Source organism: Solimonas aquatica (genome assembly GCF_900111015.1).
GTDB lineage: Bacteria > Pseudomonadota > Gammaproteobacteria > Nevskiales > Nevskiaceae > Solimonas > Solimonas aquatica.
Map to the genome: position 1 here is coordinate 138,913 of NZ_FOFS01000013.1, position 13,729 is coordinate 152,641.

Below are 13,729 nucleotides of genomic sequence, written 5' to 3' on the forward strand. Positions count from 1 at the left end.
GATTGCTGGATGCCAGCGCTTGAGACTGTTAAAACGCGTGAGCCTGCAAGGCTTACGCAAACACCACCACCGTCTGCCGGCTCAGGGCCACGGCCTTGCCGTCCGGGCTCCACAGCGTCGCGGTCTGGTTCACGTAGCCGTCGGCGGCGGCATTGGCCTCGGCGTCTATCAGCCAGTAGCCGGCAGGATCGGCGTCGTAGTCCTGCCGCAGCAGTTCCAGGGTCCAGGTCATGGAGCTGGCCATGGGCGACTGGCGCAGCAGCGAGATCGCCGGCGTGGGAATGGCATCGGCCAGGGCGATGAGCTGGGCTTCGCCAACCGGCGCTTCGTCCAGCAAGCGCACCCAGGTTTGCGTGCGGGCCTCGCTGGCGCCCGAACAGGGCAGATTGAGCACCCAGCGGAATTGCAGGTGCTGCAGGAACTCGGGCATGCGCCCGGCCTTGTAGGCGCGCTCGGGCGTCTGCTCGGGCGGCGCGACATTCTGCGGCGCGGCGGGCTGCAGGCGGATGCTGGATTCACGCGCACGGCCGAAGATGCCTACCGCCAGGCAAGCCACGTTGTCGCCATCCAGGATGCGCGCTTCCACCTGCACCACGGATTTGCCGCTGCGCAGCAGGCGCGCCTCGATGCGCGGCACGCCCGGCGATACCGGCGCGATGAAGCTCACCTGCAGACTGCGCAGCGGAATCTCGCCAGGCACCAGGCGGCGCATGGCACGCAGCAGCAGCGCGCCCTGCAGACCACCGAACAAGGTGCGTCCCTGCGCCCAGCTTTCCGGAACCGGCGCGGCATCATCCAGCGCCAGCACTTGCGAAAACTTCATCACTGAACCTTTTTCCTGGCCTTGCTCTTGGGCGCCGGCTGATCCAGACCGCGACGTTCCAGCAGCGGCTTGATGTCGGGATCGCGGCCACGGAAGGCGCGATACAGGGTCATGGCATCAGTGCTGCCGCCGCGCGAGAGCAGCAGGCTGCGGAAGCGGTCGCCGTTCTCACGCTTGAGGCCGCCGTTTTCCTTGAACCATTGCACGGTGTCGGCGTCCAGCACCTCGCTCCAGATGTAGGCGTAGTAGCCGGCGTCGTAGCCGCCCGCAAACACATGCGCGAAGTAGGTGCTGCGGTAACGCGGCGGCACCTGGCTCATGGCCACGCCGGCCTTCTGCAGGGCCTGGGCTTCAAACAGGTTCACGTCCTTGATCTCGGCCTGCGCGATCGGCAGCTGGTGCCAGCGCTGATCCAGAATCGCAGCGGCCAGATACTCGGTGGTGGCAAAGCCCTGATTGAACTTCTGCGTGGCCAGCACCTTGTCCAGCAGGGCCTGCGGCATCGCCTCGCCGGTCTTGTAGTGACGCGCGTAGTTCTTCAGCACCTGCGCATCGGTGGCCCACATTTCGTTGACCTGCGAGGGGAACTCCACGAAGTCGCGCGGCACATTGGTGCCGGCGAAATACGGGTACTGCACATTGGAGAACATGCCGTGCAGGGCGTGACCGAACTCGTGGAACAGGGTGGTCACCTCATCGAAGGTGAGCAGCACCGGCTCGCCGGCCGGCGGCTTGGGGATGTTGAGATTGTTCACCACCACCGGCTTGGTGCCGAACAGTGCGGACTGCGAGACGAACTCGTTCATCCAGGCACCGCCGCGCTTGGAGTCGCGCTTGAAGTAGTCCGCCAGGAACAGCGCCAGCGGCGTGCCGTCGGCGTTGAACACTTCGAACACGCGCACGTCCGGCAGATACACCGGCAGGTCCTTGCGCTCCTTGAAGCTGAGACCATAGAGGCGATTGGCGGCGTAGAACACGCCGTTCTGCAGCACGTTCTCCAGCTCCAGGTACGGCTTCATCTGCGACTCGTCGAAGTCGTAGCGCGCCTTGCGCAGCTTCTCGGCGTAGTAGGACCAGTCCCAGGGTGCGAGCTTGAAGCCGCCGCGATCCGCGTCGATCAGCTTCTGCATGTCGGCTGCCTCGCGACGGGCATTGGCCACCGCCGCCGGCGCCAGCTGGCCCAGCATCTTGTTCACTGCCGCCGTGGTGCGCGCGGTTTCGTCTTCCAGCACATAGGAAGCGTGATCGCCGTAACCCAGCAGCGCGGCGCGCTGTGCGCGCAGCAGCACGATGCGCGCGATGACCGCCTTGTTGTCGGAATCGCCGCCGTGATTGGCGCGCGTCACCGAGGCGCGGTAGAGCTTTTCACGCAGGGCGCGCGAGCGCAGCGACTGCTCGGCCGGCTGGCCGCTGGTGTTCTGCAGGGTGATGAGGTACTTGCCGTCCAGGCCGCGTGCCTTGGCGGCATCCGCTGCGGCGGCAATCTCGCCTTCCGACAGGCCCGCCAGGTCTTCGGCCTTGTCCACCACCACCGCGCCGGCCTTGGTTTCCTTGAGCAGGTTCTGGTCGAAGCGTGTGGTCAGCTCGGAGAGTTCGCTGTTGAGCTTGCGCAGCTGATCCTTCTGCGCCTCGCTGAGCTGCGCGCCGGCGCGCACGAAGCGCGTGTGGTAGCGCTCCAGCAGGCGCTGCGATTCGGCGTCGAGCTTGAGCGTGTCGCGCTGTTCATACAGGGCCGCGACCCGCGCATAGAGCCTGGCATTGAGCAGGATGCTGTCCTGATGCGCGGACAGCTGCGGCGCGATCTCTTCTTCGATCTTCTGCCGGGTGTCGTTGGTGTCGGAGCTGCTCAGGTTGAAGAACACCGTGGATACGCGCGACAGCAGCCGGCCGCTGCGCTCCAGGGCGACGATGGTGTTGTCGAAGCTCGGGGCCTCCGCGTTGTCGGCAATGAGCTGCACCTCGCGCAACTGCTCGGCCATGCCGGCCGCAAAGGCGGGCATGAAGTCGCTGTCGTGGATGCGGTCGAAGGGCGGCAGCTGGTACGGCAGGCTGCTGGGCTGGGCGAAAGGATTGTCTTTGGACATGGCGGTGTCAGCGGCAAGGGTCTGGCCGGCGCCCATCAGCAAGGCGGCGGCCAGCGCGATACGGACGGAGGTCATCATCGGCTCCTTCGGTTTGTTTGTCTGGGCTGCGCCGCCGGCAGCAGCGGCGCACGAAGCCCCGGATCGTTTCACAGGGCGACGGCGGGCGACAAGCCGGTGGCTTCCACCAGCGGGCCGCATCGCATGCGGATGCACCCTCACCCCAACCCTCTCCGCCATCGCTGCGCGATGAGGGAGAGGGAGTTGAAGGCTCAGCGCCGCAGCACGATCTCGCGCCTGCGCCTTGACCTCGCCGCTGCCGGCGCGGCGCAGCAGGAGCCGCGCGCTGTCCCGCAGGGCTTCGCCGCAAGCATGAGCGTCTATAATCCGCCGCTTATGCAAGCCCTTACCCCTGCCCTGCGCCAGAGCCTGATCCTGCTGCTGGTGGCGCTGGCGTACATCGCGCTGGTGCAATGGCTCTGTGGCTGGCCCAAGCTGCTGGCGGCGGCGCTGCAGCTCTCGCCCCTGCTGCTGGCCGGCTTTCTGCTGCTGATGCTGGCCAGTTATGCGCTGCGCGCGCTGCGCCTCTACGGCAGCTGCGAGGAGATTCCGCGCGGCCATTGGGGCACCAGCCTGCGCCTGCTCTGGCTGCACAATGCCGCCAACATCCTGATGCCCGCGCGCCTGGGCGAGCTGAGCCTGCCCTGGCTGCTGCGGCGGCGCTTCGGCACCAGCTGGACCCTGGGTGGCAGCGTGCTGGTCTGGCTGCGGGTGCTGGACCTGCACTGCGTGGCGGCGCTGACCCTGATTGCGCTGATGGACCTGCTGCCCAAGCAGCTGGCCACCCTGGCGCTGCTGGGCGGTGCCGGCCTGGCCCTGCTGCCCTTCGGCCTGTTCCTGCTGCGTGGCCGGCTGCTGCAGATCCCCAGGCTGCACGTGATCGCCGCCTCGGTGCCCGAGCGCCTGGGCGTGCTGCTGCGCGAGCTGGCGCTGACCTGGGCCGCCTGGATCGCCAAGCTCGCCGCCTTCACCGCCGTGCTGCAGGTGCTCACCGGCCTGCCTTACGCGGCTGCCATGCTCGGTGCCATCGGCGGCGATGCCAGCACCCTGCTGCCCTTCCACGCGCCGGCCGGAGCCGGCACCTTCGAGGCCGGCGTGATGCTGGGCCTGTCCGTGCTCAGCAACTGGAACCAGTCCCTGGCCGGCGCGGTCACCCTGCATCTGCTGCTGCTGGGCACCGCCCTGGGCTGCGCGCTGATCTCTCTTCCTGAACTGCACAAACTTCAAAAACAGCCATGAGCCAGAACCAGAGTGCGGGCAAACCGAATCTGTCCATCGTCATCCCCGTCTACAACGAGGAGGACAACATCCAGCCCCTGGTGGCGCGCGTGCACGAAGGCCTGGCCGCGTATGAGGGCAACTGGGAGCTGCTGCTGGTGGACGACGGCAGCAGCGATGCCACCGCCGAGCGCATCGAGCAGGCGGTGGCGCAGTACGGCGCGCATGTGAACTACATCGGCCTGGCCCGCAACAGCGGCCAGACCGCCGCCATGCAGGCCGGCATCGACCACGCCCGCGGCGAGCTGATCTGCACGCTCGACGGCGATCTGCAGAACGACCCCGTGGACATTCCGCGCATGGTGGACATCCTGCTGGAGCGCAAGCTGGACCTGCTCTGCGGCCAGCGCGCCAAGCGTCAGGACGCCTGGCTGTCGCGCAAGCTGCCCTCGATGATCGCCAACCGCCTGATCGCGCGCGTCACCGGCGTGAACCTGCACGACTACGGCTGCAGCCTGAAGCTGATGCGCACCAGCGTGATCCGCCGCGTGCGCCTGTACGGCGAGATGCACCGCCTGATTCCGGTCTGGGTGGCCACCGTCACCTCGCCCAAGCGCATCGCCGAGATTCCGGTGGCGCACCACGCCCGCATCCATGGCGTGTCCAAGTACGGCATCTCGCGCACCTTCCGCGTGATTCTGGATCTGCTCACGGTGTTCTTCTTCCTGCGCTTCCGTGCGCGGCCCGGGCATTTCTTCGGCTCCATCGGCCTGGCCCTGGGTTTCTTCGGCGGCCTGGGCATGACGTATCTGGCCTTCGTGAAGTTCGCACTGGGCGAGTCCATCGGCTCGCGTCCGCTGCTGCTGATCAGCGTGATGCTGCTGATGTTTGCAGGCCAGTTCATCACCACCGGCATTCTGGCCGAGATGGTCTCGCGCGTGCTGTATGCGCCGCGCGAACTGCCGCCGGCAGAGCTGGCCTCGAGCGCGCCGTCCTGGAAGCAGCCCCATGTCTGAGCGCTGGTGGTTGCCGCTGATCATCCTGCTGGGCTTCGCCTTCAACGGCTGGAGCGCGCCGCTGTTCGATCTGGACGAAGGCGCTTTCAGCCAGGCCACGCTGGAGATGATCGACAGCGGCAACTACGTCACCACCACGCTCAACGGCGAGCCGCGCTACGACAAGCCCATGCTCTCGTACTGGCTGCAGGCCGGCGCGGTGAAGGCTTTCGGCGCGCATGAGTTTGCCTTCCGCCTGCCCTCGCTGATCGCCGCGAGCCTGTGGCTGCTGCTGCTCTACGGCTTCGTCAAGGAGCGCGAGACCCAGCCGCGTCAGGCCCTGATCGCCAGCGCCGCGCTGGGCTTCGGCCTGATGAGCAGCGTGATCGGCCACGCCGCCACCGCCGATGCCATCCTCAATTTCTGCATCGCCTGGGCGGGCCTGGATATCTATCGCTGGTTCGAGCAGCCGCGCCGCAGCGTGCTGCTGCGCGTGTATCTGGCCATTGCCCTGGGCCTGCTGTGCAAGGGCCCGGTGGCAGCGGTGATTCCGGGCGCCGCCTCTTTCCTGCTCTTTGTCACGCATGGCCGTTTCGGCGACTGGCTGCGTGCGGTGTTCAATCCGCTGGGCTGGCTGCTGCTGATCGTGGTGGTGGGGCCGTGGCTGTATGCCTCGTATCAGTACGATCAGGGCGAGTTCCTGCGGCACTTCCTGCTCGACCACAACATCGGCCGCTACGAGAAAACCCTGCAGAGCCACGGCGGGCACTGGTGGTACTACCTCGCGGTGCTGCCGCTGATCCTGCTGCCCTACACCGGACTGCTGCGCGTGTCGCTGGCGCGCAGCGCCATCGGCGGGGATGCGCTGGATCGCTACTGCCTGTTCTGGTTCCTGCTGGTGCTGCTGATCTTCTCCGGCTCCTCCACGCAGCTGCCGCATTACCTGCTGTACGGCTGCACGCCGCTGTTCGTGCTGATGGGCCGGCATCACGCGCAGGTGAAATGGCGCCGTGCGGCGCTGCTGCCCGGGCTGATCCTGGCGGGCGCACTCCTGAGCCTGCCCTGGCTGCTGCCGCGCCTCGCCGCCGGCAGCAAGCGCGCCTATGAGCGTGGCGTGCTCGAGCTGGCGGCGCAGCAGTTCGATCATCTCTACGTGGTGCTGGCCTCGCTCGCCGTGGCGGCGCTGCTGTATGCGATCTGGATCGCGCCCAGGCGCTGGCGCCTGGCGCTGCTGCTGGCCGGCTGCGTGCAGGCGGTGCTGCTCTGGGGCATCGCCGTGCCGCGCTTCGCGCAGGCCTATCAGGAACCGACGCGCGAGGCCGCGCTCAAGGCCCGTGAGCTGAATCTGCCGGCGGTGATGTATCGCACCTATCTGCCCACCTTCAGCGTCTATCGCGGCGCGCCCACGCCGCAAGGCCTGCCGGAAGTGGGACAGCTGGTGTTCGTGCGCATCGACAAGCTCGCGGGGCTGCGCGAGGAACTGCCGCAGGCGCAGCTGAGCCCGGTATACAGCCAGGGCGGCGTGGCGCTGCTGCTGCGGCTGTCCTAGCGGGGGAAAGCCCCCTCTGTGAAACCCGCTCAACCCGGCTGCGTCAGCCGCTTCGGGTCCAGCAGCCGCGCCAGTTCCGCTCTGGGCAGCCCCGTGGCCTCCACCGCCACCTCCAGAATCGGCCGGTTTTCCCGATACGCCTGCTTGGCGATCTCGGCGCCCTTCTCGTAGCCGATGCGGGCATTGAGCGCGGTGATCAGAATCGGGTTGCGTGACAGCGCCTCGCGCAGATGCTCGCGGCGCACGCGCAATCCGGCGATGGCGCGCTCCGCCAGCAGCTGCGCGGCGCTGGCCGCGAGTTCGATGCTCTGCAGCAGCTCGTGCGCAATCAGCGGCAGCATGACATTGAGCTGGAAGTTGCCGGACTGCGCCGCCACCGTGATCGCCGCATCGTTGCCGATGATTTTCGCGCAGACCATGCAGACCGCTTCCGGAATCACCGGATTGACCTTGCCCGGCATGATCGAGGAGCCCGGCTGCAGTGCCGGCAGTTCGATCTCGCCCAGGCCCGCCAGCGGCCCGGAGTTCATCCAGCGCAGATCATTGCCGATCTTCATCAGCGCGCAGGCCAGCACCTTGAGCTGGCCGGACAGCTCCGCGGCGGTGTCCTGCGCAGAGAGCGCTTCGAAATAATTGTCGGCCACGCGAAAGCGCAGGCCGCTGCGCCGCGCCAGTGCGGCTGCCACGCGAGGACCGAAGCGCGGATCGGCATTGACGCCGGTGCCCACGGCGGTGCCGCCCAGGGCCAGCTGCAGCAGGCGCGGCTGCACCGCGTCCAGGCGCGCGAGCGCATGGCGGATCTGCTGCGCCCAGCCGGACAGCTCCTGATCCAGGCGCAGCGGCATGGCGTCCATCAGATGCGTGCGGCCGGTCTTGGTCACGCCCTTGAACTCGCGGGCGCGCGCCTCGATGGTCTGCTGCAGGCGCTTGAGCGCGGGCTTGAGCGATTGCTGCAGGGCCAGCGCCGCCGCGACGTGAATCGCGGTGGGAATCACGTCATTGGAGCTTTGCCCGAAATTGACCTGGTCGTTGGCGTGCACGCTGCGGCGCAGGCGCTGGCTGGCCAGGCGCGCGATCACCTCGTTGGCGTTCATGTTGCTGGAGGTGCCGGAGCCGGTCTGGAACACGTCCACGGGAAACTGCGCGTCATGGGCGCCGTCGGCCACTTCCTGCGCGGCACGGGCGATGGCCAGCGCCACGCTCTTGGGCAGCAGGCCCAGCGCGCCATTGACCTCGGCGGCGCCGGCCTTGATCAGCCCCAGGGCGCGGATGAAACCGGGCGGCATGCGCAGGCCGGAAACCGGGAAGTTGTCGACGGCACGCTGGGTCTGTGCGCCCCAGAGCGCCTCGGCCGGCACGCTCATTTCCCCGAAACTGTCCTGCTCGATGCGGTAGACCTGCGTTTCCGCTGTCATGCGCCTTCGGCCGTATCGGACGGCCGCCTCGGATAAAATACCCGGCCAGCCTAGCACCCCTACCCCGGGCGCTGAACTGATCCGGCTCCCTTTTGAACCCCAGGCCCATGAATCTGACCTCGCTTTCCGCCATCTCCCCCATCGACGGCCGCTACGCCGAAAAGACCGTGCAGCTGCGCGGCATCTTCAGCGAGTACGGCCTGATGCGTTACCGCGTGCTGGCCGAGATCCGCTGGCTGGAGACCCTGGCCGCGCATCCGCAGATCAGCGAGGTGGCCAGCCTCTCGCCGGAGTCCTACAGCAAGCTCGACAAGCTGGTGACGAACTTCACCATCGATGAAGCGCAGCGCGTGAAGGCCATCGAGGACACCACCAACCACGACGTCAAGGCCGTGGAGTACTACCTCAAGGAAAAGATCGGCGCGAGCGGCGAGCTGGCCGCCATCCGCGAGTTCTTCCACTTCGCCTGCACCTCGGAAGACGTCAACAATCTCTCGCACGCCCTGATGCTCAAGGATGCGCGCGAGAAGGTGCTGCTGCCGATGCTGGACAAGGTGATTCACGCCATCACCCAGCTGGCGCATGCCTATGCCGAGCAGCCGATGCTGGCCCGCACCCACGGCCAGCCGGCCTCGCCCACCACCCTGGGCAAGGAGATGGCGGTGTTCGTGCAGCGCCTGCGCCGCCAGCGCGAGCAGTTCGCCCAGGTGGCGATCCTGGGCAAGATGAATGGCGCGGTCGGCAACTGGAACGCGCACTACGCCGCGTATCCGGACATCGACTGGCCGGCCGTGGCCCGGCAGTTCCTCGACGGCCTGGGCATCACGCAGAGCCCGGCCACCACGCAGATCGAGCCGCACGATTACATCGCCGAGTACTTCCATGTGCTCAGCCGCTTCAACACCATCCTCATCGACTTCTGCCGCGACATCTGGGCCTACATCTCGGTGGGCTACTTCAAGCAGCGTCCGGTGGCCGGCGAAGTGGGCAGCTCCACCATGCCGCACAAGGTCAATCCCATCGACTTTGAAAACGCCGAAGGCAATCTGGGCATTGCCAACGCGATCCTGCAGCACCTCGCCGAGAAGCTGCCGATCTCGCGCTGGCAGCGCGATCTCACCGACTCCACGGTGCTGCGCAATCTGGGCGTGGGCGCGGCGCATGCGCTGATCGCCTACCAGGCCGCGCTCAAGGGCATCGGCAAGCTGGAAGCCGACGCCTGGCGCCTGGGCCAGGATCTGGATCAGAACTGGGAAGTGCTGGGCGAAGCGATCCAGACCGTGATGCGCCGCTACGGCCTGCCCGAACCCTACGAGCAGCTCAAGCGCCTCACGCGCGGCCAGAAAGTGGGCCGCGAAGCGATCCGCGAATTCGTCTCGGGCCTGGCCCTGCCGGAAGCCGAGAAGCAGCGCCTGCTGCAGATGACGCCGGCCAGCTACACCGGCAACGCTGCGAGCCAGGCGCGCGACTGCTGAGGGTTCTTCGCAGCAACGGCATCGCGCAGAGGCGCAGGCCAAACAAGGACTGTCATGCCCGCGCAAGCGGGCATCCGGCAGGCAGGCGGGCAAGACGCCATCAGCGGTCTTTGGATTCCCGCTTGCGCGGGAATGACAGGCTGGCTCCTGGCGACTGCTGCTTCTTGCCGTCTTGTCCTTTGGCGTGCGGCTTCACGCTTTGACGCGCGGCGCTAAGCCGTCTCTTCCGGCGCCAGCTTCTCCTTGCCGCGGATGAAGCTGCGCGCGTGCGGCGGCACCGGCGCGGCACGGTTGCTGGCGTAGTCGAACCACACCAGCACCCCGCGCGTCACCGCAATCAGCTTGTCGCCGACAAACATCGCGCCCTCGGTGTCCATGCTGCTGCGGCCGATGCGCGTGATGCGAAAACCCACCTCGACCACGGCCGGATGATGCAGCTGCTGCAGGAAGTCACAGCCGATGCGGGCCAGGATGAAGCCTTCCTTCTTCCAGAAATCCGGCGCCGAGGCCAGCGGCGCGAAGTAATCCAGGCGCGCCGACTCGTCGAAGCTGAAATAGCGGGCATTGTTCACATGGCCCAGCATGTCCAGATCCGACCAGCGGGTTTCCAGACGATGAAAATGCGCGAAGTCCTCGCGCTGCGGCAGCTGACTGCGCATCGATCTCCCCTGTTCTGCTTAAGCTGAACCCTGCAGGCGTTGCGCGGCGTGAGCACAGATCACGCGCTTGTCCTGCTCGCTGGCCTTGAGCCAGCCCGCAATCTCCTCCAGGCTGCGCCCACAGCCCAGGCAGAACTGCTCAGGTCCCAGCTGACAGACACCGATACAAGGAGAGGGCGTGCCCTGCGGCTGCCCATGCGCTTCACCATTCATGGCGACACGATAGGCAAGCGGCGGCCGGCTTGCCAGTCCCGCAGCGCAATCGCGGCAATAAAAAAACGCAGCCACCCGAAGCTGGCTGCGTCTTCATGAGCCTGCCCGGGCCTTACGGCACGATCAGCTTGAACTCCACGCGGCGGTTCTCGGCGCGACCTTCCGGCGAGGCATTGGAGGCCACCGGATAGAACTCGCCGCGCCCGCTGGTGACCAGGCGGCTGCCGTCGATGCCCTTGCCGATCAGATACTGGCGCACGGCGTCGGCGCGCTCCTGCGAGAGCATCAGGTTGTAGCTCTTGTCGCCCTGGCTGTCGGCGTTGCCGATGATCTGCAGCGACAGATTGGCCTGCGCCTGCAAGGTGGAGGCGACGCTGTCCAGGCGCTTGGTGGCTTCGGCATCGAGCTGCGAGCTGTTCTCCTGGAACTGCACGCTCAGCAGCGGCGCCTCCGCAGCCGCGGGCGCCGAGGGGCAGCCGCGGCTGTCCACCGCCATGCCCTGCACGGTGCCCGGGCACTGGTCGGCCGAATCCGGCACGCTGTCGTGATCAGAATCGGCGCTGCAGTCGGCGCGGCCGGTGTCCGGGTCCACCACCGCCAGCTCGCACTCCGGCGCCGCCGGCACCACCGGGTGATGCTCGGGGAACAGGAAGAACAGCGGCAGCTGCAGGCCCGCGGTGACGCGGTAGTCGATGGGATAGGCGTTTTCGGTGCTGTCGTCGTTGATCGAGACCAGGGCGCGCGCTTCCACCCGCGCCGCCAGACCGTGCCAGTCGAGCCACGGCGCCAGCGGCAGCATCAGGCCGGCGCCGAAGTCCACACCCAGGCGTTCGTGCTTGTTGCCGCGCACATCGTTCTGCACCACACCCAGGCCGCCCACCAGATAAGGCTTGAACTTGTAGCCCTCACCCAGGCTGCCCAGGTCGTAGATCAGATCGAGATTGACGGCGGTCTGATAGTCCTTCTTGCCGTCGACATCGCGCTTGCGCGCCAGACTGTGCACGGTCAGTTCCGGCGTCAGGCGCGGCAGGCCCTGTTCCTGCAGCGGCAGTCCGAAGTGCAGCTGGAAGCCCTGTCCGTTGTCGGAATCGCGGTCGGAGTCCGGCAGCTCGTAGAGGTAGGACGCACCGAAGTACGGAATGTCGTCGTAACTGTCGGGACCGATCGCCGCCGCACTGCCCGCCCACAACACGGCCACAGCCGCGCACACCTGCATTAAGCGCATTGCCTAACCCTCTCGTCAGATTTTTGCGCGCCTCGGGTTGCGGCGCTTTTGGTGACACGATTGCTTGTTTTGACCACAGACCCGGTTCAGTCAGGCCACTCTAGCGAATCATTTGTGACAGCGGCAAGCGCGAAATCAGCCCAATGCCTGCTGTTTGAGTGCCTCGGCACACTCGCGCACCAGCATCGGGCCGCGATAGATGAAACCCGTGTAGACCTGAATCAGCTGCGCGCCGGCCGCCGCGCGTTCACGCGCCGCCTGCGCAGCGTCGATGCCGCCGACGCCGATCAGCGGAAAATCCGGTCCGAGGCGCTGGCGCAGGCCCTGCAGGGTGGCCTGGGCCAGGGGCCGCAGCGGCGCGCCGGACAGGCCGCCGGTTTCCGCCGCCAGCGGCTCGTCGGCCGGCAGCGGCCGGCTGATGGTGGTGTTGGTGGCGATCAGGCCGTCGATGCCCGATTCACGCACCACACGCGCGATGGCGTCGAGCTGTTCCTCGCTGACATCGGGCGCGATCTTGACCAGGATCGGCGTGCGCTTGCCGTGCTCGCGCGCCAGGCCCACGGCCTCGTGCTTGATCAGCTGCAGCAGCTCGCGCAGCTGCGCCTCGCCCTGCAGCTCGCGCAGGTTCTTGGTGTTGGGCGAGGAAATGTTCACCGTCACATAGCTGGCGGCGCGATAGACCTTGCGCAGGCAGATCAGGTAGTCCTCGGCGGCGCGCTCGATGGGTGTGTCGAAGTTCTTGCCGATGTTGATGCCCAGCACGCCGCGAAAGCCCTGCGGGTTCTGCGCGTTTTCCGCCACGCGCTGCAGCAGATAGTCCACGCCCTTGTTGTTGAAGCCCAGGCGGTTGATCAGCGCCTGTTCGCGCGGCAGGCGGAACATGCGCGGTCTGGGATTGCCGGGCTGCGGACGCGGCGTCACCGTGCCGATCTCCACGAAACCGAAACCCAGCCGGCTCCAGGCCGCCAGGCACTCGCCGTTCTTGTCCAGGCCGGCAGCCAGGCCCACGCGATTGGCGAAGCGCAGCCCCAGCAGCTCCACCGGATCCTGCACATGGCCGTGCGCGAAAGGCAGCGTGGCCAGACGCGGCAGGCGCCGGAACAGATCCAGGGTCAGCTCATGCGCGTGCTCGGCATCGAGCCGGAACAACAGGCTGCGGGCGGCGGCGTACATGCTTATTCGGACCCGAGCAGATGGCCGAGCTTGGCCGCCTTGGCGTCGAGATATTTCTCGTTGTAGGGATTGCGGCCGCTTTCGATGGCCACGCGCGCCACGATCTCCACGCCATCGCGCACCAGCGCGTCGAGCTTGCGTGGATTGTTGGTCATCAGGCGGATGCGGCACAGGCCCAGCTCGCGCAGCAGTTCCACGGCCAGGCTGTATTCGCGCGCATCGTCGGGAAAGCCCAGCTGGTGATTGGCTTCCACGGTATCGGCGCCGCGATCCTGCAGCTCATAGGCGCGGATCTTGTTGCCCAGGCCGATGCCGCGACCTTCCTGACGCAGGTACAGCACCGCGCCGCGACCCTCTTCGGCGATGCGCTTGAGCGCCGACTGCAGCTGCGCACCGCAGTCGCAGCGCAGGGAAAACAGGGCATCGCCGGTCAGGCATTCCGAATGGATGCGGATCAGCGGCGGCTCGCCGGACAGCTCGCCCAGCGCCACCACCACATGCTCCTTGCCATCGGCGGAGCGGTAGATGGCGATGCGGAATTCGGCGAACGGCGTCGGCAGCCGCGACTCGGCGATGCGTTCCAGCTTGTGTTTCGGGCCCTTCAAAGCGATCTCACGGCAGCGGCATGAACTCAAAAAGGCTGCGGCCCTCGTGGACCGCAGCCTTGAAACTTATCCGTGAATTGCGCGCGCTTGCGACGGAGGTCGTTTTGCCGCAGGGCAAGGCGGCAGACGCGCCGCTTGGTGATTCCAAGCCAGCGGCTGCCAACGCCGCCCTGCGGCAAAACGGCCCCGTCCCGAAGGGTTGCGCCGAAAATCGCGCCGCGCGGCGTTGCGAAACTTG

Annotated in this window: 12 protein-coding genes; 4 read left to right on the top strand and 8 right to left on the bottom strand. The window is 67.0% G+C overall.

The features are described from left to right. Positions 1–52: 52 nt before the first annotated feature. Together BMY12_RS16345 and BMY12_RS16350 are read right to left on the bottom strand one after the other, a co-directional pair. Positions 53–823: an acyl-CoA thioesterase gene (locus BMY12_RS16345; RefSeq protein ID WP_093288690.1), complete on the bottom strand. Its 771-nt coding sequence runs from the start codon at positions 821–823 to the stop codon at positions 53–55. After that, positions 823–2,985 (bottom strand): M3 family metallopeptidase, encoded by a 2,163-nt coding sequence (locus BMY12_RS16350; RefSeq protein WP_093288692.1) that lies wholly within the window; start codon positions 2,983–2,985, stop codon positions 823–825. The genes BMY12_RS16345 and BMY12_RS16350 overlap by 1 nt, the downstream gene beginning before the upstream one ends. 315 nt (positions 2,986–3,300) lie before the next feature. Here BMY12_RS16350 and BMY12_RS16355 point away from each other — a divergent pair, with 315 nt between their 5' ends. From BMY12_RS16355 to BMY12_RS16365, 3 genes are read left to right on the top strand one after another with little or no spacing between them, the layout of a single operon-like run. Further along, on the top strand, positions 3,301–4,203 hold the full coding sequence (locus BMY12_RS16355) for a lysylphosphatidylglycerol synthase domain-containing protein (protein WP_177189037.1): 903 nt from the start codon (positions 3,301–3,303) through the stop codon (positions 4,201–4,203). Further along, positions 4,200–5,198 (top strand): glycosyltransferase family 2 protein, encoded by a 999-nt coding sequence (locus tag BMY12_RS16360; RefSeq protein ID WP_093288697.1) that lies wholly within the window; start codon positions 4,200–4,202, stop codon positions 5,196–5,198. The genes BMY12_RS16355 and BMY12_RS16360 overlap by 4 nt, the downstream gene beginning before the upstream one ends. Next, positions 5,191–6,726: an ArnT family glycosyltransferase gene (locus BMY12_RS16365; RefSeq protein WP_177189038.1), complete on the top strand. Its 1,536-nt coding sequence runs from the start codon at positions 5,191–5,193 to the stop codon at positions 6,724–6,726. The genes BMY12_RS16360 and BMY12_RS16365 overlap by 8 nt, the downstream gene beginning before the upstream one ends. A gap of 29 nt (positions 6,727–6,755) precedes the next feature. Here the strand turns inward: BMY12_RS16365 and BMY12_RS16370 are convergent, their stop codons facing one another. After that, a complete protein-coding gene (locus BMY12_RS16370; protein ID WP_093288702.1) occupies positions 6,756–8,141 on the bottom strand; it encodes a class II fumarate hydratase in 1,386 nt (461 codons plus the stop codon). A 107-nt stretch (positions 8,142–8,248) separates the two neighbouring features. On the opposite strand from BMY12_RS16370, the gene purB reads away from it, so the two are divergent. Beyond that, complete coding sequence (gene purB, locus BMY12_RS16375) at positions 8,249–9,616, top strand: adenylosuccinate lyase (protein ID WP_093288704.1); 1,368 nt, start codon at positions 8,249–8,251, stop codon at positions 9,614–9,616. 212 nt (positions 9,617–9,828) lie between these two features. Here the strand turns inward: purB and BMY12_RS16380 are convergent, their stop codons facing one another. The 5 genes from BMY12_RS16380 to ribA all read right to left on the bottom strand — a co-directional run bounded on the left by BMY12_RS16380 (position 9,829) and on the right by ribA (position 13,491). Beyond that, on the bottom strand, positions 9,829–10,275 hold the full coding sequence (locus BMY12_RS16380; protein WP_093288706.1) for an acyl-CoA thioesterase: 447 nt from the start codon (positions 10,273–10,275) through the stop codon (positions 9,829–9,831). Positions 10,276–10,293: 18 nt separating this feature from the next. Beyond that, a complete protein-coding gene (locus tag BMY12_RS16385; protein ID WP_093288708.1) occupies positions 10,294–10,488 on the bottom strand; it encodes a DUF1289 domain-containing protein in 195 nt (64 codons plus the stop codon). Between the two features lie 112 nt (positions 10,489–10,600). After that, complete coding sequence (locus BMY12_RS16390; RefSeq protein WP_093288711.1) at positions 10,601–11,713, bottom strand: OmpA family protein; 1,113 nt, start codon at positions 11,711–11,713, stop codon at positions 10,601–10,603. A gap of 135 nt (positions 11,714–11,848) precedes the next feature. Then, positions 11,849–12,886: a quinone-dependent dihydroorotate dehydrogenase gene (locus tag BMY12_RS16395; RefSeq protein WP_093288713.1), complete on the bottom strand. Its 1,038-nt coding sequence runs from the start codon at positions 12,884–12,886 to the stop codon at positions 11,849–11,851. A 2-nt stretch (positions 12,887–12,888) separates the two neighbouring features. Further along, positions 12,889–13,491, bottom strand: coding sequence for a GTP cyclohydrolase II (ribA, locus tag BMY12_RS16400; RefSeq protein ID WP_093288716.1), 603 nt, complete (start codon positions 13,489–13,491; stop codon positions 12,889–12,891). Between the last annotated feature and the right edge of the window lie 238 nt (positions 13,492–13,729).